This is a genomic window from Deinococcus depolymerans (assembly GCF_039522025.1).
In the GTDB taxonomy this organism is placed as follows: domain Bacteria; phylum Deinococcota; class Deinococci; order Deinococcales; family Deinococcaceae; genus Deinococcus; species Deinococcus depolymerans.
Window position 1 is genome coordinate 52615 of record NZ_BAAADB010000012.1, and the last position, 22879, is coordinate 75493.

Here is a 22879-nt window from a genome sequence, read left to right on the forward strand (position 1 = left end):
AAACGTCATCCGGGCAGGGTGCGTCCCACGCTCAGGGCGCGCGCCCTGCCCGTTCCAGGTTGAGCGCCAGCAGTCGGGCGAGCACCTCATCCTCGCTCAGCGGCCACTCCCAGCCGTAGGCGGCGGCCACCGCCTGATCCAACCGCTCATGAGCCAGCTTCAACGTGTAGGCCGGACTGGTCGTGCCCTCCACCGCTCCCAGGGCGTTGTACATCCCCGTCAGCGTGTACCCCTGCGCGCGCATCCCGTCCCTGGCCGTCTCCACGAACCGCCCGGCCGCCGCCACCGCCTCCTGGCTCGCCGGCGTCCACACGGGGAACGGGAACGTCTCAAAGGATGTCGTCGAGGTGTAGACCGGTCGATCCTCATGGGTACTTCCTGCCTTCTGCGCCCAAAGAATATGCACGCGGCTGTTCAGCAGACCATGCATCCAGTCCTGATCACTCGCCACGACCACCAATCGCCCTGACGGCAGGTCCCGCGCCTCGCACCACACGAACGCCCGGTGCTTCGCCACGATCGATGTTCCCAGGTACCGGGAGAGTGGCGCCAGCGCACGACGCATGGCAGGCATCACTTCCCCCAGCTGCCAGTACCGCTCACGCCTGGATTTCCGGTTATTGGTCGCCCGCACCGGCTTCACGTGTTCAACGACATGCGCGAACGGCACAAGGTACTGCGCAGCTTCCTCCTCACTCCGGGACGCGAAGTCGATCACCCACGTGTCGCCCCGCACGTCCATCAGGTCATCCCCGTTCAGCAGGGGCCGCAGCACGTCCGCGTTGCTCACCCCGCCCGGATTCGGCAGCGCCAGCCACGCCCGCGCCACGTCCCCCGTCACGTCGAACGCCCCGGCCAGCTTCACGCCCTGGAAACTCAGCCCGGCGTTCTCCGGCAGGCGCACCGCCTGCGTCACATCCGCCCCGGCCGACAGGTTCGCGTGGATCGCCGGGACGCTCACCAGCACCTCTCGCTCCTGCGGCGTCCGCTCCCCCTCAAGGTGCCCCAGCAGCCGCTCCTGTTCCTGCCCGCCGTCGAAGCACACCGCTGCCACCCGCACCGCCGCGCCGTCCTGCAACCACGGCAGGTTCGGCCACGCCCGGAAAATCGCTCCCGTCTCACCGATCCGCTCCAGCACCTGCCGGTTCCCGAGCATGTTGATGCTGTTCGTGCTGATCAGCCCCGCCCGGCGGGTCACGCCCCCCTCAATCGCCGCGCGGGCCTTCTCGAACCAGTAGCAGACCAGATCACTGCTCGCCGCCACGCGGCCCTGGTAAGCGGCCCGCAGCTGCTGAAGGTACGGCAGGCCCAGGCGGGGACCCTGCTTCTTCTCGCCCAGGAAGGGTGGATTCCCCACGATGAACTCCGCTGCCGGCCAGACCGTCTCCACGTACCCGACCTGCCCGTCCTCACCTGCCACCGCCGTGAGCAGCGCGTCCCCCTGGCGGATCTCCGGGAGGCGCTGCAGGACCGGCGTGTCCCACTCCCCGCCGTGCGCGGACTTCCACTGAAAGTACGCAATCCACACGGACACGCTCGCCAGCTCATGCGCGAACGGCTCGATCTCCAGGCCCCGCAACTGCCGGGGGTGAACGCGCGGAGGCAGATCGAACGGCCCCGCCCCCAGTTCGAACGCCAGCAGCCGCACCTCGTGCTCCAGGTCAAGCAGCTGCCCCAGAGTCACGACCAGGAAATTCCCACTCCCGCACGCGGGGTCCAGGACGGTCACGTCCCCCAGGCGCGCATGGAAGGCCTGCAGGGCGTCCAGCGCCGCACGTCGACCGCCGCGTTTCGTAGCGAGCACCTCCGCGTCCGCCTTCACCTTCGCCCACTCGCGCCGCAGCGGCTGCATGACGACCGGGTCCGTGACGCGCAGGATGTCCGGGACGGACGTGTAGTGCGCGCCGCGCTTACTGCGGGTCGCGGCGTCCAGGCTCTGCTCGAACAGCGTCCCGAAAATCGCGGGTTCCACCTCCGCCCAGTCCAGCGTCGCCGCCTGCAACAGTCGGTCGGCGTCCCCCTGCGTGATCGGCAGGGCCGCGCCGTCATCGAACAGCCCACCGTTGAAGTGCCGGACGTCCGTGCCCCAGAACTCCCCGCCGCCTTGCATGGCCGTGAACAGCTCCTGGAAGTACCCCTGCGAGCGGTCCGGGTGCTCCCGTGCGCGCCGCAGAACGCGGGTGAGCAAGCCACGTTCGAGCAGGCCGACATCCTCGGCGAACATGGCGAACACGACCCGCATCAGAAAGTGCGCGGCCGGAATGGGCGCCGTTCCCCTGGCGGCGAGGGCCTGCGCGACCTGTCCGATCTGCGCGGTGGCGTCCTGCGTGACCCGTTCACGCAACTGGCGCGGGTCAAGTCGGCCCGGGTCGCGGAACGCGGCGCGCAGCACCTGCAGGGCCGTGAGGTCCCCGCCGACGGGTGCGTCCCGTTCGATGTCGTCGAGGGTGATCCGCAGGGTGCGGGGGCTGCTGCCGGTGAAATTCGTGTGGATCTCGATGACGTTCAGGTCCGACACGATCAGCAGCGGCGGGTTGTCCAGCTCTCGTGCGTACAGCAGCGCCTGTTGCAGCGCCTTCCCGAGGCTCTTGCCGTGCCCCTTGTACTCCGCGATGAAATGACCGCGCTTGAAGACGTCCGCGAACCCAGTCTCGCCGGTGCCGGCCTTCTTGACGTGCTTCTCGAAAGCGTAGTTGTCCGGGTCGCCAGCGTCGGTAGGGCCGCGCTCACCGAGCAGGGCGCAGAGGTCCCGCCAGTGCTCCTGGTACGCAGCGCGTTCGGTGAGGCGCGGCGCGAGGTCCCGCCACTTGACCGCGAATTCCTGGGGTTGCATCACGGCGCAGTATGCGTCAGGCAGGGCCGGTCGGGGGGCGCACGTGTGGCCGTGCGGAGCGTCAGGGCCGGTAAGCTGCGTGGCATGACGATGGATCGCGTGCGAGTCGGTGTGTTGCTCTACCTGCTGCTGATCTGCCTGTCGAGCGTGCTGACCTGCACGTACCTTCTGTGGCAGATGGTCACGCAACCGGAGACGCGCGGCCCGGAGTGGATTCTCCTGGTCTTCGGGGTGGTCTGGGTTCCCGGAGCGATGGTCTACGTCCTGCGCCTGCTCCGGCCCGCAGCAGGGGAGACTGCATGAACGAATCCACCCCGCCCGGCGTGTACGTCACCGTCACGCACGTCGAAACCGGAGAGGTCGTCCGTCATCTCGGCCCCTACGACACCGCCGCCGCCGCGCGAACCGCCGCCGGCCAGCAAGCCGGCCAGCCGCTCACCTGGGCCCGCGACCCCGAAACGTGGCGCGCAGAGATCTTCCCCTTCTCGTACCATGTCCCAGCCGACCCACCTGCCGAACTTCCGTAACGAAAAAAGGCCCCCCGCCTCACGCCGAAGCGCAGACAGGGGGCAAAAAAGTCGCAACCAACTACGGGCTGGAGCGGATGGGGACCTTTTAGAGAAGGAACTGCGTGGGCGGGGAGTGTTGGAACGTCTGGAAGAAGACCGGTTCTGCTGTGCTCATCGGCAGGTGCGGGGCGGTCGAGTCGGCCACCTCGCGGATGCGGTCGGCGAAGGTCTGCACGAAGGCAGTGACTTCCGTGTGGATCTCTGGCAACGTGTGCGCCATGTCTGGATGGTAGGCCTGCTGCTGTGTCGCGTCGAACAGGTCGAAGACGGGCTGGTGGGTCAAATCCCGAGCAGATGGGCCTACTGAATCGTAGCGACGTTGCAGCGCTGCCGGCCCCAGCCGCGCGCGATAATCGATGTGCTTGCGGTGCATCGCGACGGTGCTCCGCGCCCGAACCGCGGCCTGAATGGTGGCAGACTGGGGCGGCTGAGCCGCCCTCATTCCGGTGTACTTCTCGCTGTACGTCCCCACCTGTTCCAGGGTTTTCCTCATCGCTTCCTCCAGCGCGCCGAACGTGGCGAAGTACTCGCGCAAGAGGCGGGTCCGGACGGGCCCTATTTTCCCCGAGAGGGCCATGGGCACCAAGTGAAGCAGCTCAGACGGGACGTGCTCCAGCGTGCGCGGCTGCGTGACGCTCAGCCAGCGCTGACTGATCGCTTCCAACACGGCCAGCGACTCGCAGGTATCCGACGCATTGAAGTCCATCGCGTAAGCCCCGGACGACTCCCACCTGCGCCAGAACGGGTAGTCCTGGCAGATTGGCGGAATCGTCACGACCTGAAGCGTGCCCGGCGTCCAGCCCTGCACGATGCCAGCCCACACCTGCGCTTCCTGTTCGTCTGTGCCGAGGTCGATGGTTTCGTCGTGTTCCATACTTCATCTTGCAGCGATTCCCCTGGCCGGAGGCGTCGACTTTGGGCAGACGCTTCATCGCCTGATTCGTCTGATATCTCAGGGCACAAGGAACGGCCAGAGTCGCAGCATGGACAGGGAGGCAAACGGCTCAAGGTGTCCGATAGTCAAGGCGCTTACTGGCCAGCGGCGCGTCATCCAGATCCGCCACAGCAGGCCACTCGCCCGTCGAGCGCAGCACGTCCTCAACCGTCGCACTGGCCAGCAACGGCCGGAACCCCGGCAAGGCGCTCGGGTCCAGCGGCGCCAGGTCTGCCGGCAGTGCGCTCGGCGGCATCGCGGCAGGCGGCTGCGGCTGTGGCACCTGAGGTTGATTCACCACGACCGTCGAGCGGCCGCGCTCAGTCAGTGTCGAAGCGAAATCCTTGAACCCGGCCGCGATCGCGCTGGACACCAACCCGAACGTGATCCACGTCATCGGCGGCGCGGACGACCCGAACCGCGCCCCGTAGCCGTTGTAGAACAGCAGCGCCGCCAGCACCTGCCCCACCACCGCGCTCAGCAGCAGCGTGCTCCACCAGGGCAACTTCATTCCCTTCCGCTCCAGTTGCCGCTTCAGGAACTGGACGATGAACAGCACCGCTCCGGCCATGATCGTCACGTCCCCGCCGAGCTTGCTGGGATCCGTCACCGGCAACGCGGCCGCCGCCGCGAGGGACGTCGAGGCGAGCGCGGCCAGCAGCAGGACGACCCGCCTCACTTCGCCGCCTTCACTTCATCAGCGGTCGCCGGGCGGATCCACCACTTCCCGCCGCTGTACCCCAGCACGGCCGTGTACGGAATCACGACCCGCGACTGCGTGACCGGCCGGAACTGCCCGTCCGGTCTGGCCAGCATCACCACGTCCCTGGCATCCGGCAGTTCCGGCGCGACCAGCGGCGCAGGTGGCGCCAGCCGGGCCCGCACTTCACGCATGACAGCCAGCACGCCGGGGCGCGTGTCCGGCTGATCGATCCGCACGCGCTTACGCGGGTCTTTCAGGTCGGGCACGGTGCCCCGGATGTGCATCTGCCGCCCTTTCTGCGGGTCGTTGTTCACGTAAGGGCTGTTCTGCCAGGAGCCGTACGCGCGCCCGTTGTACGACCACGCCGCATCCGCGCAGGCCTCCTCGCCACTCTGCGGCGTCAGCGCCGAGCGGCCCAGCGCCGCCACCTTCCCCTGCAGGAACGCCGCGGCGCACAGCACGCCCGTCCGCACGTCCGTCTCCGGGCTGGTCAGGTCCGAGATTCCGTACCGCGCCCCGTACGCCCGGACCTGCGCGGGGGAGAGGGGCGGGTCGAACTGGAACGGCCCGCCCACCCGCTGCGTGCGCACCCCGAAGTTCGACTCGCGGTAGTGCAGCGCGGCCAGCAGCGCCCACGGCACCCCGATCTTCGCCTGTGCTTCCAGGTACAGCGGCTGCCAGCGCCGCACGGCATCAATCTGTGCTGCATTCAAGTACGTCACGGTTCGTCCTCCTCCGGGTCATCCGGCCAACCGGCCGGGTCGAACCCGAGCTTTTCGGCCTCTCGCCGAGCGCGCAGGCACAGGTCCTGCCACTCCATCGCGTACCGGGCCCGCACTCGCAGCCGGGCATTCTCCTCAGCCAGTGCGTCCCGGATCTCCTTCTCCTGACCAGCCGTCCCAGTCACGAAGCCTTTGATCAGCACCCCGATCGCCGCGAGCGCCCCACCCCCACCCAGCCAGGTCATGGCCGTACCCAGGGCGTCCTTGGTCGGCTCATCGGTCATGCGGCACCCGCATCACGTGCCGCCGGAACCACGCCACCCGCACCATGCACAGCCACAGCGACCGCCCGAACAGGAAGATGCTGCCGCTGCCGAACACGTAGAACATGACGCTGCCGAACACCAGCTCCGCGCCCTCCCAGAACATGCTGCCCACCCAGAACATCCAGAAGGCGCTGAACGCCGTGCTGATCAACCCGAACGGAATCCGCGTCGGCACCCACCACAGCAGCGCCCCGGCCAGCAGGTTCCACAGACCCCACAGGTTGAACCCGAACGAATCATCGAACGCGCTGTACCCCTGGAACAGCAGCGGCAGGTTGGGCCGCACGATGGCAATCACGCCGAACACGACGTGCCCCAGGCCCAGGCTCATCCGCAGCGCCCAGACGGCGCCATTCCAGAAGGACGCGTCACGGGGCTGCACGCAGCACCTCCCCGGCCCGCCACCGCTGCGGCGAGCCCGGCAGGCTGTATTCCCAGCGCCAGGAGTACAGCGTCCACAGTTCCTCTCGGGGCACAGGGGTCTTTGCGAGGATGCCCACGTCCCACGCCCCCTGAAGGGGCTTGATCGGCTGGTAGGGCGCGCCGCTCTGGCGAGTACTGGTGGTGCTGGACTTGCGCACGCGCATGACAGTGCCGGGCGGGCACTCCGGCGCGAGGCGCAGCGAGGCCCGGTAGGTGACGCCGAGCGTGTAGTCGGGCACCACTTGCAGGCGGCAGGAGCGAACGGTCGGCGCGGGGAGCGCAGCGGCTCCAATCAGGACCGCGCAGACGAGAAGAAGGGCCAGTGGCCTGCGTCGCATAGGAATCACCTCGTGCCCGGCAATGAATGAAACGCGCCCCAGGCCGGGAGGCTGGGGCGGACAGGTAACGTGGGAGCGATTATCATTCCCGGCGTGCAGGACAAGCTCAACGTGATCAAGCATCAAGGATTTCAAGTGGTGATCGGAGGACTGGACCGACCGACCGTGTTCCGGTACCGGGTAGACGAGTACCGCGTGTGGCACGAAGGGGTGCCGCGCAAAGTGGAGGTATGGCACCAGCCGACCCTTCGCCTGAACGTCCGGGTGTCGCGGGTGGACGTCGAGAGCGGGACGTGGGACGCGACGCTCTGGCCATGAGGCCGAATGGGACGTGCTTTGATGGGCGTGTAGGTCCCCTGGTGTGGACCTTGGACCTGCGCCAGCAACGGCCGCTTCTCTCACGGAGTGGCCGTTTCACCTGATACGAATTCCCTTTGTTTCGCCGGCAATCCGAACCTTCACCGGATTGCCAGTTCCACGTCCGGAGGGGCGTTTGGCTCCCACTCGCTTCGCTCGGATTGAACTGGCTTTACAACCCATTCAATCGGAGTCCGTATGAGTTGTCCGCTACTGACCGGCTGACGCAGTCAAGGCCAGGGCCGTGAATCAAACGGGCGTACCGACCAGCGCGTACTCGACACCATTCTCCTTCATGCGTAGTTCAGGCACGCCCCCTGGCGCCGCCAGAATGTACGCCTGCCCGTCTGTCAGGGACAGCGGCACGGCCGACCGAGGCAGCGCACCCGGACCCAAGCGGCCAGTCACGCCTGCCACTTGGACGTCACCGGCCAGTAGCAGTGCCCAGGTCGGATACCCATACTGGTTGCCGCGTGGCAGATCTGTCCCAGCCGGGTTAAATCGGTTGTTGTAGTTGTCGTACATGCGGCCGACCGTGAACCCCGGATAGGTCGGGGCGGTTTTGTTGTTCTGCCCCGACATGCCAGCCGCCGGACCGTCCTGGCTGGCCCACGCGATCCGGTAGGGTCGACCGGCACGCAGCCGCACCGGGACAGCGAAATGCGCAACACACTGCCCACCGGTCACGGTTGCCGGGGCGGTGCTCCCCAGGTACGTAGACGTGTCGGCCTCCCAGATGTACCCGCGCCGCGTTTCGCCGTTCCCGTTCTGGTTGAAATCATGCAGGCCGCTCAGGTACGACTCAGCGGCAGGGCTGAAATCCGCCCACACACCAGCCGTCTCGAACCCGCCGTCGTTCTGGAAGGCCACGAACTCCGGGACGCGCAAGTCCGGGCCGTACCCGTTCGAGAGGGGAACCGGGTGGTCTCGACCGAACGTCAGTGCCAGCGCACCTTGAAGTGCGGTCAGGCCACGCCGCGCATCACTATCGAAGAATGTGGGTCTCACACGCCCTCCATAGCGGGCAGAACTTCCCGCCAGTAGTCCACGCGAACCGCGCCGTTCTCCTCAACGGTGACGCGCAGCGCCGCGAGCTGCGCGTCCCGCAGGTCGTCCAGACCGCCGCCCTCACCTACCAGGGGCGCGTCCGTGGTGTTCAGCAGTCCAAACTGCGCGCGGCCCGCCGAGACGCGCAGCAACGCGCGGTTCGCGCCGGGTGGGACGCTCAGCGCCTGCTCCGCGCCGGGCGCCAGAACCTGCGGCGCGTACGCCGCTGTCACCTGCAGCGGCGCGCCGGCCGCAGCGCCGGCACTTTCGCTGCCGACCAGGGTAACGGGCAGCGGGTCGGCCGGCGAGACGGGCGCGGCCGTGCCGTCCGCGCGGCCCGCGAACAGCAGCGTCACGCGCTCCGGGACGCGCAGGAAGCTGCTCAACTGTCGAATCAAGTGCATGTGTGCTCCTCTCCGGCTGGGGAAGCCCCCCACCGCGCCGGACGACGGTGAGGGCCAGGAACAGGTGGGATGTCTACGGGCGCTCAGGTCACGACGCCGCCCTGCTCAGCGGACAGGGGCAGTGCGTACCACTGCCCCTCGTGCCACACCCGCAGCACCGGCGCACTCCCTGCTGTCAGCAGCAGCTCGGTATGTCCTTCCCGCAGGCCACTCGCTGACGGCACGCGCGCCTGCGGCATCGCCGTCGGCGCGATCATGCCCGGCGTCGCGATCACCGGCACCGGCACGAGTTCCACGCCCACCACGCCCGGCACCACGGCGCCGCTCCCGTCCAGCGCCTCCACGTCCAGGCTGTGGTCGTACCCGAACCCGGCCGTCACCGGCACGCTTCGGTCCTCCCCGAACCGCAGGACCAGTCGGTCCCCGGTGTGCCCGAAGCTGAACGGCAGGGTCGTGATCAGCGTGCCGCCCACGTACGGCTCGACGTTGAGCGTGAACAGCGGGAAGTTCCCGGTGGGGGCCAGCACCGCGAGTTCCTCCACGTCCGCCTGGGTGAGGTTCGTCACGCCCGGCAGGAACACCTGGCGGTACGCGCCGGGGCGGCGCAGGTTCCCGTTCGGCGTGAACGTCAGCGTCCGGACGGTCCGGGGTTCGGTCGCTCCGGCCGTCATGCTGCGCGCCGTCAGGCTGTCGCTCAGCGTGCCCAGCGGCGTGTACCCGGGGAGGACGCTGCCGCCCAGGCCGCCGCCGGGCGTGCCGGCCCCGCCGGTCTGTTCGAGGAGGGCGACGCGCTGCTCGAGCGCCTGGTGCCTGGTCTTGGGGGTCAGGGGTTCGGTCATGTCAGGTGGTCCTTTCGAGGGTGATGAAGCCCTCGCTGTCGGCGGTGGCGGTCGCGTTGGTGACGGTCACGAACCCGTCACCGTCAGTGGTGGTCTGCGCTTCGACGAGGGTGACGAAGCCCTGCGCGTCGAACTGCTCAGTGAACGGGCCGGCACTCCCGCCCCCGCCACCCTGAACGGGCCGGCTCCGGGCGCGCAGGACGGCCACCACGCCGCTGTCGTCGGTGCGGGTGAGGCGCAGCGCCCCGGCGGTCAGGGTGAAGGGGAACGTCACGGACGTCCAGGTGTTTCCGTCGCCGGTGTGCTCGACGGTCACAGCAGGGCCATCCACGCCGAGCAGCTCGGACCCGATCAGGCTGCCCGCGCCTGGGTTCAGCGGGATCAGCAGGCCCCCGTCGGGCGTGGCGTCCCCGAGCAGCAGCGGCACGGCCACCGCGCCGACCAGCTCGCCGGGCTGCCCGTCCACCCCGTCACGCCCGGCCGGTCCCTGCGGGCCAGCCGGACCCTGAGGCCCCTGTTCGCCCTGCGGGCCTGGGGCGCCGAGGAGTTGCGTGACGGGTTGGTACGTGCCGGCCTGACGCTGGTAGATCAGGCCGCTGCCGTCCGTGTCCGCCCAGACGTCCCCGTCACTGCCGACCCCGTCGTCCGGGGGGCCGGATGCGAAGCGCCACTCCCCGCCGAGCCGCAGGCCGCCGCTGGCGTTCAGGGTGCCGCTGCTCAGGTCGGCGGTGCCGTCCCCGCGCCGCACGGCGAGGCTGCCGATGAAGGTGCGGACCTGTGTGAAGTCCCCGCTGCCGTTCCGGGAGGCCTGCGAGACCTGCACGGTGCCGCCCGCGCCGATCCCGGCGTCCCAGTCGGCGGGGAGCGGCACGTCCAGCAGGCCGTCGCCGTTGCGTTCGACCTGCAGGCGGCCCTGGGTGCGGTCGGCGGTCAGGCGGGTGCGGTACGGGGTGCCGTTCGCGGTCGGCACGCCGCTGGCCGTCCCGAGGATGACGTTGCCCCAGCTGAGGTGCTCGCCGTCCCAGCGGAGGTTCTTCGTCTCGCCGACGACGGTGAGTTCGAGGATCGGGGCCTGGGCGGGGGTGCCGGCGGTGGGGGCCCAGCGGTGATCGAGTTGCAGTTGCAGGTCCGGGGCCTGCCAGCGCCCGGCGCTGAGCGTGACGGTGGTGCGCAGGGTGCCGGGGTTGCTCTGGAGCGGCATGGGGCCGAGCACGAGTTCCCCGGCGGTGATGGCGGCGCCGGCGCCAGCGTTGCTGGTGACGGCGTAGTCCGGGCCGAGGAAGGTCCGGTCGAAGAGGTCCACCCAGGTCCACTGGGCGGGGTCGGGCGGGGAGCCGGGTTGGGTCATGAGGGCACTCCAGTCAGCGCGAGCAGCAGCCCCATCAGCTGGCCGCCGCGCAGGTCGAGGGTGAAGGTCAGCGGCTGATTGGGAGGGCTGACCAGCGGGGTGATCACGGCGAGCGGGTACACCCCACGCGGGTACCGCCCGGCCGTGTTCGGCCGGGCGTACGGACCGAGGGGGCGCAGGGCCACGTCCTGGCCGTCGATCTGCCAGGGGCGTGGGGGCAGGGTGCCGCGCGCGGTCAGGACGCGGATCATGGGCTGGTCGAGCAGCGGTGGTCCAGCGGGGTAAGTCACGCGCAGCTTGCCCGGCACCTTCCGGCGGTCGTCGATCTCGTCGGGCCACCCGGCCGGACTGAACGCACTGCGCCGCGCGAGGATGGCCAGGGCAGTGGGGGATGCCTCCCACGTCTGGGCCTGGGCGTTCCAGCGTTCGACGAGGGTGGGGCGCAACCAGGGCGCGTGCGCCCTGGGAAGGGGTTCGTCCCGTGACGCACCGGGAACGGCGTCCACCACCGCCACGCCCAGCGGAGGGGGTGGCGGTGCGCGGTCCGGGGGGAGGGGGGTGGTCGGTGGGGTGCGGGGGCGGGCGAGGCGGGCGGCGCGCCAGTCCTCGGCGCGGGCGTCCCGCCACGGGTCCCAGTCACGCAGGGCCAGTCCCATAACGTGCTCCTTCGGGTGAGTGGCTTCAGGTTTCAATGGCTTCAGGGTCGCGCGTCAGCGCCTCATGTGGTGGCCACGCGCTGTACAGCGGTCCGGTGCGCGCGAATCCGGACCAGTCGAGTTCACTCACGCCCAGGCCGTTCAGGAAGGTCTGGAGTGGAACGGCCCGGGCCCTGTCTGGCCCGTCGGGCGGCAGGTCGACGCGCGTGACCGTCCCGGCCACGTCGATCAGCAGGACGGGGCCGCCGTGCGCGCCCCGGTACGCGGCCCAGCTGCCGGGACCGGGAAAGGTCCCGGCGGGTGTGACGAGGGTGTCGAGGGGGGTGAGGGTGGCGGGGTCGCGGCTGGCGGGGCCGTCGATGCGGACGCGGCCGTCCGGGGAGAGCCAGCGTGGGCCGCTCAGGTCCACCAATGCCGGGAGGGGCGGCTGGTCGGTGGCGAACACGAACCGGTCGAACACGGCGCCTGTGGCGAAGGTGGGGGCCGGGTCGTACAGGTCCTGCAGGGGGAGGGCGAGGATCTGCCCGGGCTGGAAGGGCCACGCGTCCTGGGCGGTGTCGGCGGCGACGTTGACGGGTGGGGCCCAGGTGGGGCGGACACCGATGGGTTCCCAGGTGGGGGTGCCGTCGGGGAGGGTGACGCGGGCGTCGATGACCCACACGATGCGTTCGCGGGGGGTGCCGTCCGTGTCCTGGGAGGAGGCGCGGCGGGCGCGCAGGCGGAACGCCTGCGCTTCCTGCGGGGCGTGCCGGGTCCACTGGAAGCGGACGACGCGGGCGGGGGTGCTGGTGATGATCTGGCCGGGCTGCTGGCGTTCCGCGCCGGCGTAGGTGAGGACACGCTGTTCGAGGGTGGCGTGCACGGCCTCGACGCGGCTGGCGGCGAGGGTGGGGCTGAGGTCGTATTCCCAGTCGGGGGTGCCGATGGCGTACTCCCAGAAGCGGGCGTTGAGGGTGAGGAGTTCCCCGTCGGCGCGGACGCGGCGCAGGGTGCGGTCGGTGGTGATGGGGGCGAGGCGGATCTCGCGGGCCTGGTGGTCCACCTGGAAGGGTTCGGTGAGGGGGCGGACCTCGCCGGTGTCGAGCGTGACGGCGGCGACGCGGCCGGGGGCTGCGGTGCGGGGGGTGGGGCGGCCGTCCGGGTCGGTGCTGGGGACGTGCGGCACCCCGAAGTCACTGGGGCGCTGGCCGGTGGCGTGGGAGGGAATGACCGTGAGGAACGGGGTGTCCTCATCCGCCTCGGGTGGACGGCGGCCCATGGGCCGCCCGTGCACGGCGGGGCGGGCGGGACCGTTGGGCTTGGGCGTCTGCTCGTCCGGGCAGCAGCACTGGCCCAGCAGCAGCTTCAGGGTGGCCTTGTCGCGGTCGTTCACAGGGCCTCCTGACCGTAATTGCCGGTGGCGGTCGGGCCGTACCGGGGGTCATCGATCCATTCGAGTTCGTCGAGCGGACTGGGGTACTGCGTGCCGGCCACACGAACGAAGACGTTCTCGAACCTCGGGGCGTCCCCGTCAAACTGCCCGGTGAAGTGCTGGACGGTCACGCCACCCACCTGTCGGAACAGGACGATGTCCCGGTAGGTCGTCTGGGGAGGCTGTTGGGCGTGTTCACTCAGGCGCGGCGGCTGCGGTTCGTGCGTGACGACTTCCGTGCGGGCCTGCCCGCTGCCGACCTGCACGGTGATGCTCTGCGCCACGCCGCGCAGGCCTCGCCCGTCCATGTCCTGCGCGGCCATTCCTGGCAGGACGGGCGGAACGCCGATCAGGGTCCGGGTGCGAGTGATCCGCTGGGCGAGGTCCGCCGCGACCCAGCGGGCGTATGCGGCGAGCAGGCCACGGTCGCGGGTCCAGCTGACGGACCGGGTGACTTCCGTGCCCTGGCGGCCTGCGTCCGCGCGGACCTGCACGGCGTTCGGGAGGGCCCGCCGGCGTTTGCTGCACGGGTCGGGGCAGGTGACGCGGGTGGGCGCGGCGTCCATCGGCTCAGCGCCGCTGGTGACCGTGCCGCCGCGTACGCCGAGGCGGACCGGGTCGAAGCTGTCCGCGTCGTACACCGGGATGGGAATGCCGCCGCTCTCCCGCCATTCCATCAGCCAGCCGCTCCCGGACGGTCGGAACGTCTCGAACCGGACCCGTTCCAGGAACTCGAACGGCGCGAGCGGCCCCCGTTCGCTCAGGTCGCCGTCCGGGTTGGCCTGCTGGACGCTGGACAGCTTCCGGGTCGTCTTGATGCGGGATTGCAGCCACCCTTCCGGGCTCCAGGTCTGCTCGATCAGCTCGGTTTCCTCGCCCAGCGGGTCACCGGCGGGCACAGGGCTGATGAAGCCGTACGCGCCGGTGATTTCCGTGCGGACCTGCGTGGCGACCGTGTACCCCCAGGAGCGTTTCACGGTTTCCTGCCGCAGCAGCATGTCGCGGCAGGCCGGGTGGTAGGTGCTGGTGGTGTGTTCCTCGCTGGTCAGGACGCGCCCGAACTCCCGCGTGACCGGCTCGCCGTTGACCTGTTCCCGCACGGTGAGGTTCTGCGTGACCGTGTTGTACACGCCGGCGATCTGGCCGAGAACCTTGTTGTACGCGGTGCGCACCTCTCCCTTTCCGTCCGGGGTGGGGGCGCTCCGGAGCCACTGCAGGTTGGGCAGGATCTCCTGTTCGAACCCGGTAGGGTCCGGGGCGAGCTGGATGAGGTTGCCGAGATCCGGAAGGTCGACCAGAAGGTCCGCGCCGGTCATGACGACCGAGGCGGGGAGTTGCGCGCTTTCCTGTCGGCGGGTGCCTCCGCTGAGCAGGTCGTCGCCCGTGGTGTCCAGTGTCCCGTCACTGCCGCCAGGGGGGAGGATCAGCAGTTGCACGAACGATCCGAAGCGGCGGATGACGGGGTGCCAGCCGATTGCGAGGTATGTGTCGTCGAGGACCTGCTGAGGCGTCTTGCCGGCCGTGCTGTACGGCGTGTCCCACTCGGTCCAGACTTCCCTCGTAAGCGGGTCGAGGTTCGGACCGAACGACAGGAACACGCCAGCGGCCTGGACGGCGCGTGCGACGACTGCTGAGACCTGCATGGCCTGCGGTTCCGGGCGGGATTGGCAGTCCTGGCCGCGCTCCGGGCGTGGTGTGGGCTTGCGGACGAAGTCCACCAGCTCCGGCAGCCGCAGTGTGCCCAGTCGGACGGCGGCCGCCGTGTGCGCGCGGACGGTGGTGCGCTCCTGGCCCAGGGTTTCGTCCACTTCCCACTGGTCATCGAGATCCAGCACGACCTGCCGGACGGACGTGCGGACGCTGTAAGGCTGAGAGACGCCGTCCCGAGTGCCGGCCGTTCCGCCGCTGCCCTGGACTTCCACGGTCGCCGTGACAGTGCCTTCCCCTGGGGTGATCATGCCGGGCAGGGTGACCGTGCCGGTCGGGCCGGTCCCGTCGTCGCTGAGTTCCACGCTGACCGGGTCGCCCAGACTGGTGCGGACCCGGACGGTGGTGGGGACCGTGCCGTAGATCACCTGCGGGGTGGGCGGCGCGTCCTGCCCTGGGGCTGGGCGCCAGGCGAGCGCGACGTGCAGCAGCTCGGCCGTGCCGGTCGGGCGCGTGCCGGCGACGTGCGTGAGTTCCTGGTACCCGCTCCAGCCGCCGCGCGCGACGTGCAGCAGTTGGAGGGTTGCGGCGCTGGTCGCGCGGGCCTCATGCCGGAGTTCTGCGCGTCCGGACTGGCGGCGCTGGAGGATGAACGGCATGCGTTACTGGGCGTACCGGACGCGCAGCTGCCCGTGATCCGCGCCGGTCGTGGTGACGCCGCCCGGCGTGGTCCAGGACTCCTGCGCGGTCAGGAACGCGCCGGGCGGGAGAGGGGCTGACAGAATGGGCTGCCACTCGCCGGTGAGGGGCACGCCGTTCAGACTGACGCGGTACTCGCCGTCGGAGAGACTGTCATTCACGACCAGCGCCTCAATACTCGTGATGGGTTCGTCGCCGGTGTTCACGAGCCGCAGCTCGCGGGTGGGCGTGGAGGTGCCGGGGGGAACGCTGCCGAAGTCCGTGGCGGGCGCGGGGGTGCCGTCCGGCAGTCGCAGCTGGAGTTGTTTCATGTGGGCCTCCCGATGATCACGGCCTCGAAGCCGCTGTAGGTGAAGTACTGCTCGGTGGGCACCCCGTCCGGTCCGGTGTCCACGGCGTGCAGGGTGGTGTCGAAGGGGTTGGTGACGATGGCGTTCACCCACACGCGGCCGGTGCTGAGTGTGTAGTTCTCGCTGATCGTGACGCGCTGCCCGGGCAGCAGGTTGCGCAGGGCGTCGGCCTGCGCGTTGGGGATGACGACGTCCTCACCGCCGGCGATGCTGAGGCGGGTGACCTGCACGCCTGGAGGGAGTTGCGCGACGCTGATGCCGCTGGCCAGCGCGAGGAGCGTGAGGTCCCGTTCGGGCGTGGCGCGGACGTACCCGCTGCGGGGGTTGGGCACGCCGTCCCAGTTGGTCCCGCTGAAGGCGACGCCCGCGACGGTCAGGTAACGGTCCTGCCACGGCATCAGCAGCCGCCCGTCCAGGCGCGGACCGTCACGGCGGAATTGACTTTCTGGGTGAAGACACGTTCTGCGATGGCGATCATCTCCTGGGAGGTGGGCACGGACTTCCCGCCCACGTGCGTGATGAAGTTGAAGGTGTTCGTGATGGTCCGCGCGCCGTTCAGGTCGCTGCTGCCCCCTGGCAGACGGCCCGTGACGGCCACGCTGACCGGGCGGCTCAGTCCGGCGGTCAGGCGGGCGAGGAACGAGTCCACGAACGCCTGACCGGCCCCCGCGCCCGCCTGCGCGGCCTGAGCGGTGAAGTCCGGCAGGGTCACGGCGTTCAGGGCGGCCTGCGTGAACTTCGCGGTGGCTGCGGCCCGTTCCTGATCGAGTTGCTGCTGGAGGGGTGCGAGGGCCTTGAGTACGGCCGTCTGCCGGGCGGTGTCGGCCTTGACCTGAGCGGCCTGCAGGCCGGGATCGCTGGCCAGGGCAACGGCCTTCTGGATCTCGCGGTTGATGTCGCGCTGGTCGGCTACGTCGCCGCGCGTGACCTTCGTGACGTCCGCGAGGTTCAGCCGCAGCCGGGCCTGGAGGGCCAGGGCGTCGTTCTCGGCTTTCAGGGTGCGCTGCGCCTCGTTCCGCCTGATGGCGTTCGGGTTGACGGCGCTGGTCTTGGCGATGAGCTGCTGGAGTTCCTCCTGCCTGGTGACGGCGGCAAGCTGCGTGGCTTCCAGTTCGTTGAAACCGGCGTCCGCGATGCGCACGGCGCTGCTGAGCCGGGCGTATTCATCGAACTGCCGGGCGGCGTCCGCGCGGGCCTGGAAGGACTGGGCGCGCAGCTGCTCGATCTCCCCCAGGCCTTTCAGTGCACGCTGCCGCAGTTGGTCGAGCTGCCGCCCGGCCTCGTCGGAGATGACGGTCTGCACATCCTTCAGAGCGTCCTTCTCGCCGCGCCGCAGCCGGTTGATGAGGTCGATGCGCCTCGTGGAGTCCACGCCCGCCTGCCGCAGCGCGTCCGCGAGTTGATTGGAGTTGGCGTTCGGGTCCTGGGCGACCCGTTTCAGGAAGTCCTCGCCGAGGGACTGCACGGTGGCGTTCAGGGTTGTCGCGCGGTCCTGTTCGGTCTGCGCGACCCGCCCGGCGGCCGCGGCGATCTGCTCGTACGTGGCGGACTGATCGGAAAGGAGGCGGTTGGTGTCGGCCAGGGCCTGTTGGCGGCGGGTTTCTGCCACCTGAAGGGTGAAGGCGGCGGCGGTGCGGTCGGAGGTGTCGCCGGCGCGGGAGAGGTCGCTCAGGCGACTGGTGGCGTCAATGACGCTGTCCAGGCCGCTGATCTGTTCGTCGTAGGCGTCCGCGACGGCGTTCAGGCTGGCGCGGTACTCGCTGATCGCGCCCGTCAGGGCGTCCACGCGGGCGCGGCCCTGCTCGGCCTCCTCCCAGCCCAGCGCCCCGCCGGTCCGTTCGAGGGTCAGCAGGAGAGAGTCGGCGTCGGCTTCGGCCTCACGGAGCTTCAGTTGGGTGCGGGTCAGCTGCGCCTGAGTGCGGGTCAGTCCGGTGTCGCCACCCTGGCCCTGCGCGGCCGTCTGCAGGCTGTCCAGTGCGTCCCGCAGGGCGCGCTGGAGTTCCACTCGGGCGCGCTCGGCGGCGGCCAGTTTCTTGACACCCTCCGCTTCCTGCGCGAGCAGGTCCAGCTGGGTCTTTTGGAGGTCGAGCCGCTCACCGTCGCTGAGGTTCTGCGCGGCGGCAGCGGCCTGTTCCTGCCCGTTCAGGCGCAGCCGTTCCCGCGTGGCGGCCAGATCCACCCGGGCCAGCGCCACCTGATCCCCGGCGGCGCGGCTGCGGGTCAGGGCGCTGCGCGTGGCAGCCTCGCTGAAGTCCACCTGGGCGCGCAGGGCGTCCACCTGAAGGCGGGCCAGCTCGCGTGCCTGGGTGGCCTGCTGCGTGAGCAGCTGCGTGCGGCGTTCCTGCAGGGCGGTCAGTTGCTCGTCGGTGAGGAGGAGTTCCTGCGCCTGCCCGGTGCGCCGCTCGGTTTCCCGGAGATTCTGGACGGTGAAGGCCAGTTCCAGCCGCTTGCTGGCCACCGCGTCACTGCTCAGGCCACTCAGGTCCGCCTCGGCTTTCACTTGGGCTTGCAGGGCGCTGAGGCGGCGGTCCTCGTCCGCCAGTCGCGCCTGCGAGAGTGCCCGCTGGGCCTGCGAGACGGCTGTGATGGCCGAGGCCCGCCCGGTGGCTGCCTCGTCGTACTGAGCGGAGGTGCGGGCCACGGCGAGTCTCTGTTCGGCCAGCGCGAGATCCTGCCGCGCCTGCTCCAGCGCGGCCTTGCCGGTGACCACGCTGTTGTCGGCCAGTCCGGCGAGTTCAAGTTGCTGGTCCCGCTCGACTTTGAGGGTACTCAGGCGCCGGGCTTCCGCGTCAAGGGGGGCGCGGTCCATGGTTTCCTGCAGGTCAAGGATCTGCCCGTACAGGGAGGCCCGCTCGGCAACCAGGGCGTTCCGGTCGATGTCGCCGGTGCTGCTGTTGATCCGCGCGTCAAGCTGCGAGAGGCTGCCCAGCAGGTTCCGCAGGTTCCCGGCCCGCACGGCCGCGAGGTCCGCGTCGGTCCGCGCCAGCCGTTCGGCCAGGCGGACTTCCGCTTCCCCGCGCGCCTGCTCGCTTTTCAGGACCTCCTGCCTGAATCGGGCCTCCGCGTCGACCTTGAGCTTCGTGCGCTGCGCAGTGGCCTCCGCAACGATTCCAGTTAGCTGCGCCTCCTGTGCCCGGAACAGGCCGGCCTGGACGGCCGTGGGCGCCACGACATTCCGGTACGCCGATCGCAGTGCCCCGAGCTGCCTCAGGGCACTCTGGAGCGCCGCGTCCACCGGCGCAACGGCGCTGCGGACAGCGGCCTCCAGCGGTGTCTGGTTCAGGGTGTTCAGGTCCCGGCGCAGTCCGGCCACCGTGGTCCGCGTGTCCCCGAGCGCGACCTTGAACGCCTTCAGGTTACCCAGCCCCTGCCTCGAGAGGTCCGCCAGGGCGCCGTCAATGGCGTCCACCTGCGGGCCATTGCCGGCCGCTGCCGCCTGGGCGCGCTCCACCTGCAGCGTCCGCTGAAGGGTGGCGATTTCCGCGCCTGTCGCGGTGTCCAGCGCCTGCAATCGTTGCGCCAGGGCGCGCCTGTAGAGGGCGAGCCGCTGCGTCTGAATACGCTCCTCGGCGGCCAGGACGCGACGGTCCCGGTCCGTACGCTCCGACGTTTCCAGCGCCTCGAGTTCCAGCAGGTAGGTGCGCCGGGCGGCCCCCTCCAGCTGCTGACGCTGGGCGCCAGCGCCCAGCGCGTCTTTCAGCTGCACGTTCAATGCCTGAAGCAGCTGCGCCCGCTGACGTTGACCGGCCAGGCGCGCCTCGTTCTCCTGCAGGCGCAGCACCTGGGCGGCATACCGCTGCTCAATGGCCAGTTTCTGCTCAGCCGCGTCGCCGGTCACGGCCAGCTCACGGTCCCGCTGACGCTCCAGTTCACTCAGGGCCGCGGCGTTCGACCGCACCTGCGCGTCCAGTTCGCCGCTGAGCGCCACCTGTACCTGCCGCAGCCGGTCGTCAGTCAGGCGGGCGGTCTCCTGACGGGCTTTCTCCCGGACACCCGCGACTGCCGCGCTCTGCAACGTCTCCAGGCGCGTGACTTCCTGCAGAAGGTCGCTTTTCTGTGTGGCCGTCAGGCCCGGCAGGGCCGCGTTCCCGCGGGCCACCGCCAGCTGCTGGGCGTAGGCGGCCTTGACGTCCTCGACTTGCTGGTCGAGTTCCGCGCGGCGCCGCGCCGTCTCGTCCTGGATGAGGCTGTTCTTCGTGGCCTGCACTTCACGCTCCAGCCGCAGGCGCTCCTGGCCCTGCCGGTCGAGCTCGCGGGTGATGACGGCGGTGACTTCCGCTTCCCGTTGCGCGTCCAGGGCCGCCCGGCCGGTCTGGTAGTCGGCCTTGGCGGTGTCGAGTTTCCCGGACGGCAGCTGGAAGGGCGCCTTGAACTTGACGAGCAGGTCGTCGAAGGCCTCCCCGAGTTTGCCGAGTTCCCGGGCCAGTTCCGTCTGGCCTTCCAGTTTCAGGTTGACTTTCCGGTCCTCCAGTTCCCGGGTCAGGTCTTTCAGGGCGAGACCCTGCTGCCGGATGACTTCCAGGCTGGCGACGCGGGCGGCGTTGGCTTTGGCGAGCCCGTCCGCTGCCTTGCGTTCGGCAATCCCGGCTTCCAGGGTGGCGTCCGTGGCGTCGTGAGTGGCCAGCGCCTTCTGCTGCTGCGCTTCCTCGGCCTCCCGCGCTTCACGGATGAGTTTCGGGTCGGCGCCGTACAGCTGAACGGCGAGGAAGTCCTGCACCTTGTCTCCAACTGTGGTGGTGGCGTCCCCGAAAAGCTTCAGGTTGTTGATCCATTCGCCGATCTTCCAGCCGGCGAACGCCGCTCCGGCAATCAGGCCAGCCTGCCCGAACACGCCGAGCTTCGTTACGATGTTCACCAGGCCGCCATTGAACCGGGTCAGCAACGCGCCCGCCTGTCCCACCTGAGGGAGGAAGCTGCCGGGAATGGCACTGGCGAAGCGGGTCAGGCCGCCCGTGGCGGCGGCTGTTCCCGTCAGGAACGCCTTCCAGCCGCCTGCCGTCTGAACGGCCTGCAGGAGAGCGGAACTGACGGCCGCGGCCTTGAGCGCCGCCGAGAGCTTCAGGACGGCCGTTGCGGCCAGCCCAGCCCCTCCGGCCACCAGCGCGAACTGCACCGCGCCGTTCTGGCCCAGCTTGTCGAGGTTCGCGATGAGGTCGGAGGTGCCGCGGGTGAGGTCCGTCAGGACCGGCAGGAATTTCAGGCCGAACTCGATCTGAAACGCCTCTGCGGCGGCCGCGTACTCCTGCTGCGCGAACCCGAAGGTTTTCCGCTGTTTCTCGAAGGCCTCGTCTGTCGCGCCGGCTGATTGCCGGATCTGATCGAGGGCTTTCGCGAAGCGGGGGCCTCCGTCCGTGCCGGTCAGGGTGAAGATGGCGTTCACGGCTTCCGTGGAACCGAACAGTTGGCCGAGCAGCGCCGCGTTCCCGTTGGTGGCCGCGGCCACGCTGTTCAGGAAGGCCGCCCAGCCCTGCCCTTGCAGGGCGGCCGCGTTGAAGTTCAGGCCCAGTTCCTTGGCGAGCTCCTTCGCTTCGGCGCTGGGCTTCAGGACGTTATCGAGTGCGGCCGAGATGCCGGTCACGGCCTGCTCGGCGGGCACGCCGCTGGCCGTCAGGGCGGCCGCGCTGGCCGACAGTTCCTCCAGTGAGACACCGAGGGTCTTCGCCTTCGGGAACACCTCGCCCATCGAGGAGGCGATCTGCCCGAAGGTGATTTTCCCGACCGAGGTGGTCTTGAAGAACACGTCACTGACGTGCTGCGCGTTCTCGACGGACAGGCCGTAGGCGTTCAGGGCGCTGGTGATCACGTCCGCAGCGACTTTCACGTCGGTCAGGCCGGCGCTGGCCGCCTTGGCGCTGGTGCGGGTCAGGTCGTTGATTTTCGCGATGCTGGTGGCGCCTTCCACGCCGGCGCCGACCACGTCGTAACTGGCCTTGACGAGTTCCTGCGCGCTTTTACCGACGCCGGGCGCAATTTCAAGCAGTCCGGCACCCAGTTCGGTCAGTTGCGCTTCGGTCAGGTCGCTTTCCGTGCCGATCGCCGCCAGGCCCTTCTGGAACTCGGCGGCTTTCGGCACGGCCACGGCCAGGGCGGCCGTCAGGGCCGTCACGCCGGCCGCCGTGACGCCGAGAATGCCGGCCAGCTGATCGAAGCCGTTCCCGGCCGCCGCCGCGTCGTCGCCGGCCGTGGCGGCGGCGGCGCCCGCTGCGCCTGTGGCGGTGGTAGCGGCGGCGGCCGCTGCGGGCAGTTCGGTCAGTTTGGCACTGGCCTTCTCGAACCCGGCGGACAAGCCCTCGAAGGCCGGGGCGATGTTGAGGGCGGCCTCCACGTCGGCGGTCACGTCACTGACTGCGGCCGTTGCGGCGGGCCTGGCTGCGGCGAACGCCTTGCTGAACAGGTCCGGCACGTCGCCGAGGCTGCCTTCCAGTCCCAGAAGCAGCGGCGCGGCCAGCGCGTCAGCACTGGCCGGCGCGCCGGCGGCCTGAGCGAAGGCGTTGGGGACGCTGTGGCCGATGCCGCGAACCGCTGCCAGCAGGGCGTCCTGGCGGTTCTTGAAGCCGGACAGGAGGCCTTCCATGATGAACTGCCCGATTTCTTCCATGACCCGTGACGGACTCTGGATGCGCAGGCGTTTTTTCAAGGTGGAGACGATCTCGTCGGAGAGCGCCTCGGAATCGTCCGCCACTTGCGGCCGCCCGCGCGTCATGGCGCGGGAGAGACCGTCGATCACGAACTGCCCGACCGTGCTGGCCGCCGCTCCGGCCGGGCCGCCCAGGTTGCCGAGCGCGTCGATGATGCCGACGCTGGTGTTGAACGCGAACCCGCCCTTCGTGACCTCCCCCCGCGCCTGATCCATGGTCCGCTGGGCCTGCGCGGCGGCGGCCGTGGCGCTCAGGACCGTGTCGATGCTGGCGTCCTCCGCAGTGGCGAGTTTCAGCAGCTCGTCCCGTAACCGCCGGGCTGACGTGGCCGTCTCGTCGTCCGTGAGCACCTGCGTCTGCCAGGCGTTCCGGGTGGCGCGGACGGTCTGTCCCAGCGTCCTGACCTGATCGTCCAGTTCGCTCAGCTGACGGCCGCCACTGCCGTTTACGCGCAGGGCCGGCACTTGGATGGGCGTACCGGTCTGAATGGCGAAGGCCTTCTTGAGGCGCTCTTCGACGAGATCGGCTTTTTTCAGCACGTCGCTGATGTCCAGCAGCGCGCGGTCGGTGTAGTCGGCCATGGGTGTCGTCCTTTGCGCCTCGCCGGCCCGGCGTGGTGGGCTAGGGTGGGTGCG

At 69.8% G+C, this 22879-nt stretch carries 20 protein-coding genes; 3 read left to right on the forward strand and 17 right to left on the reverse strand.

Annotation, left to right across the window (positions count from 1 at the left end):
• Nucleotides 1-31: 31 nt before the first annotated feature.
• On the reverse strand, nucleotides 32-2833 hold the full coding sequence (locus tag ABDZ66_RS07450) for a class I SAM-dependent DNA methyltransferase (protein WP_343757433.1): 2802 nt from the start codon (nucleotides 2831-2833) through the stop codon (nucleotides 32-34).
• Nucleotides 2834-2917: 84 nt separating this feature from the next.
• Between ABDZ66_RS07450 and ABDZ66_RS07455 the strand changes: the two genes are divergently transcribed.
• The gene (locus ABDZ66_RS07455) at nucleotides 2918-3136 is read left to right on the forward strand and encodes a hypothetical protein (RefSeq protein WP_343757434.1); all 219 of its coding nucleotides are present in this window, start codon (nucleotides 2918-2920) and stop codon (nucleotides 3134-3136) included.
• Nucleotides 3133-3360 (forward strand): hypothetical protein, encoded by a 228-nt coding sequence (locus tag ABDZ66_RS07460; RefSeq protein ID WP_343757435.1) that lies wholly within the window; start codon nucleotides 3133-3135, stop codon nucleotides 3358-3360. Before ABDZ66_RS07455 ends, ABDZ66_RS07460 begins: the two co-directional genes overlap by 4 nt.
• 88 nt (nucleotides 3361-3448) lie before the next feature.
• Here ABDZ66_RS07460 and ABDZ66_RS07465 read toward each other — a convergent pair whose 3' ends face one another.
• The 6 genes from ABDZ66_RS07465 to ABDZ66_RS07490 form a co-directional block, all read right to left on the reverse strand.
• Nucleotides 3449-4276, reverse strand: a complete 828-nt coding sequence (locus ABDZ66_RS07465) for a hypothetical protein (RefSeq protein ID WP_343757436.1) — start codon at nucleotides 4274-4276, stop codon at nucleotides 3449-3451.
• 130 nt (nucleotides 4277-4406) lie between these two features.
• Complete coding sequence (locus ABDZ66_RS07470; protein ID WP_343757437.1) at nucleotides 4407-5015, reverse strand: hypothetical protein; 609 nt, start codon at nucleotides 5013-5015, stop codon at nucleotides 4407-4409.
• Nucleotides 5012-5761, reverse strand: a complete 750-nt coding sequence (locus ABDZ66_RS07475; protein WP_343757438.1) for a lysozyme family protein — start codon at nucleotides 5759-5761, stop codon at nucleotides 5012-5014. Before ABDZ66_RS07475 ends, ABDZ66_RS07470 begins: the two co-directional genes overlap by 4 nt.
• On the reverse strand, nucleotides 5758-6045 hold the full coding sequence (locus tag ABDZ66_RS07480) for a hypothetical protein (protein ID WP_343757440.1): 288 nt from the start codon (nucleotides 6043-6045) through the stop codon (nucleotides 5758-5760). The genes ABDZ66_RS07475 and ABDZ66_RS07480 overlap by 4 nt, the downstream gene beginning before the upstream one ends.
• Nucleotides 6035-6469, reverse strand: coding sequence for a hypothetical protein (locus tag ABDZ66_RS07485; RefSeq protein WP_343757441.1), 435 nt, complete (start codon nucleotides 6467-6469; stop codon nucleotides 6035-6037). Before ABDZ66_RS07485 ends, ABDZ66_RS07480 begins: the two co-directional genes overlap by 11 nt.
• The gene (locus ABDZ66_RS07490) at nucleotides 6456-6749 is read right to left on the reverse strand and encodes a hypothetical protein (protein WP_343757443.1); all 294 of its coding nucleotides are present in this window, start codon (nucleotides 6747-6749) and stop codon (nucleotides 6456-6458) included. The genes ABDZ66_RS07485 and ABDZ66_RS07490 overlap by 14 nt, the downstream gene beginning before the upstream one ends.
• Before the next feature lie 192 nt (nucleotides 6750-6941).
• On the opposite strand from ABDZ66_RS07490, the gene ABDZ66_RS07495 reads away from it, so the two are divergent.
• Complete coding sequence (locus ABDZ66_RS07495) at nucleotides 6942-7166, forward strand: hypothetical protein (protein WP_343757444.1); 225 nt, start codon at nucleotides 6942-6944, stop codon at nucleotides 7164-7166.
• 288 nt (nucleotides 7167-7454) lie between these two features.
• Here the strand turns inward: ABDZ66_RS07495 and ABDZ66_RS07500 are convergent, their stop codons facing one another.
• From ABDZ66_RS07500 to ABDZ66_RS07545, 10 genes are all read right to left on the reverse strand, one after another.
• The gene (locus ABDZ66_RS07500; protein WP_343757445.1) at nucleotides 7455-8213 is read right to left on the reverse strand and encodes a hypothetical protein; all 759 of its coding nucleotides are present in this window, start codon (nucleotides 8211-8213) and stop codon (nucleotides 7455-7457) included.
• Nucleotides 8210-8656: a hypothetical protein gene (locus ABDZ66_RS07505; RefSeq protein ID WP_343757446.1), complete on the reverse strand. Its 447-nt coding sequence runs from the start codon at nucleotides 8654-8656 to the stop codon at nucleotides 8210-8212. The genes ABDZ66_RS07500 and ABDZ66_RS07505 overlap by 4 nt, the downstream gene beginning before the upstream one ends.
• An 83-nt stretch (nucleotides 8657-8739) precedes the next feature.
• A complete protein-coding gene (locus tag ABDZ66_RS07510) occupies nucleotides 8740-9495 on the reverse strand; it encodes a hypothetical protein (protein ID WP_343757448.1) in 756 nt (251 codons plus the stop codon).
• 1 nt (nucleotide 9496) lies between these two features.
• A complete protein-coding gene (locus tag ABDZ66_RS07515) occupies nucleotides 9497-10843 on the reverse strand; it encodes a hypothetical protein (protein WP_343757449.1) in 1347 nt (448 codons plus the stop codon).
• Complete coding sequence (locus tag ABDZ66_RS07520; protein WP_343757450.1) at nucleotides 10840-11499, reverse strand: hypothetical protein; 660 nt, start codon at nucleotides 11497-11499, stop codon at nucleotides 10840-10842. Before ABDZ66_RS07520 ends, ABDZ66_RS07515 begins: the two co-directional genes overlap by 4 nt.
• Nucleotides 11500-11524: 25 nt before the next feature.
• On the reverse strand, nucleotides 11525-12871 hold the full coding sequence (locus tag ABDZ66_RS07525) for a hypothetical protein (protein WP_343757451.1): 1347 nt from the start codon (nucleotides 12869-12871) through the stop codon (nucleotides 11525-11527).
• Nucleotides 12868-15216, reverse strand: coding sequence for a hypothetical protein (locus tag ABDZ66_RS07530; RefSeq protein ID WP_343757452.1), 2349 nt, complete (start codon nucleotides 15214-15216; stop codon nucleotides 12868-12870). Before ABDZ66_RS07530 ends, ABDZ66_RS07525 begins: the two co-directional genes overlap by 4 nt.
• A 3-nt stretch (nucleotides 15217-15219) precedes the next feature.
• Nucleotides 15220-15567: a hypothetical protein gene (locus ABDZ66_RS07535; protein WP_343757453.1), complete on the reverse strand. Its 348-nt coding sequence runs from the start codon at nucleotides 15565-15567 to the stop codon at nucleotides 15220-15222.
• Complete coding sequence (locus ABDZ66_RS07540) at nucleotides 15564-16004, reverse strand: hypothetical protein (RefSeq protein ID WP_343757454.1); 441 nt, start codon at nucleotides 16002-16004, stop codon at nucleotides 15564-15566. Before ABDZ66_RS07540 ends, ABDZ66_RS07535 begins: the two co-directional genes overlap by 4 nt.
• Entirely contained in the window at nucleotides 16004-22825 is a 6822-nt protein-coding gene (locus tag ABDZ66_RS07545) for a phage tail tape measure protein (RefSeq protein WP_343757456.1), read from the reverse strand. Before ABDZ66_RS07545 ends, ABDZ66_RS07540 begins: the two co-directional genes overlap by 1 nt.
• Nucleotides 22826-22879: the final 54 nt, after the last annotated feature.

Bases quoted from the DNA above. Each gene is read 5' to 3' on its own strand.
- ABDZ66_RS07450 (WP_343757433.1), bottom strand. From the start codon at position 2,833: ATGCAACCCCAGGAATTCGCGGTCAAGTGGCGGGACCTCGCGCCGCGC.
- ABDZ66_RS07455 (WP_343757434.1), top strand. From the start codon at position 2,918: ATGACGATGGATCGCGTGCGAGTCGGTGTGTTGCTCTACCTGCTGCTG.
- ABDZ66_RS07460 (WP_343757435.1), top strand. From the start codon at position 3,133: ATGAACGAATCCACCCCGCCCGGCGTGTACGTCACCGTCACGCACGTC.
- ABDZ66_RS07465 (WP_343757436.1), bottom strand. From the start codon at position 4,276: ATGGAACACGACGAAACCATCGACCTCGGCACAGACGAACAGGAAGCG.
- ABDZ66_RS07480 (WP_343757440.1), bottom strand. From the start codon at position 6,045: ATGACCGATGAGCCGACCAAGGACGCCCTGGGTACGGCCATGACCTGG.
- ABDZ66_RS07505 (WP_343757446.1), bottom strand. From the start codon at position 8,656: ATGCACTTGATTCGACAGTTGAGCAGCTTCCTGCGCGTCCCGGAGCGC.
- ABDZ66_RS07510 (WP_343757448.1), bottom strand. From the start codon at position 9,495: ATGACCGAACCCCTGACCCCCAAGACCAGGCACCAGGCGCTCGAGCAG.
- ABDZ66_RS07515 (WP_343757449.1), bottom strand. From the start codon at position 10,843: ATGACCCAACCCGGCTCCCCGCCCGACCCCGCCCAGTGGACCTGGGTG.
- ABDZ66_RS07520 (WP_343757450.1), bottom strand. From the start codon at position 11,499: ATGGGACTGGCCCTGCGTGACTGGGACCCGTGGCGGGACGCCCGCGCC.
- ABDZ66_RS07530 (WP_343757452.1), bottom strand. From the start codon at position 15,216: ATGCCGTTCATCCTCCAGCGCCGCCAGTCCGGACGCGCAGAACTCCGG.
- ABDZ66_RS07535 (WP_343757453.1), bottom strand. From the start codon at position 15,567: ATGAAACAACTCCAGCTGCGACTGCCGGACGGCACCCCCGCGCCCGCC.
- ABDZ66_RS07540 (WP_343757454.1), bottom strand. From the start codon at position 16,004: ATGCCGTGGCAGGACCGTTACCTGACCGTCGCGGGCGTCGCCTTCAGC.
- ABDZ66_RS07545 (WP_343757456.1), bottom strand. From the start codon at position 22,825: ATGGCCGACTACACCGACCGCGCGCTGCTGGACATCAGCGACGTGCTG.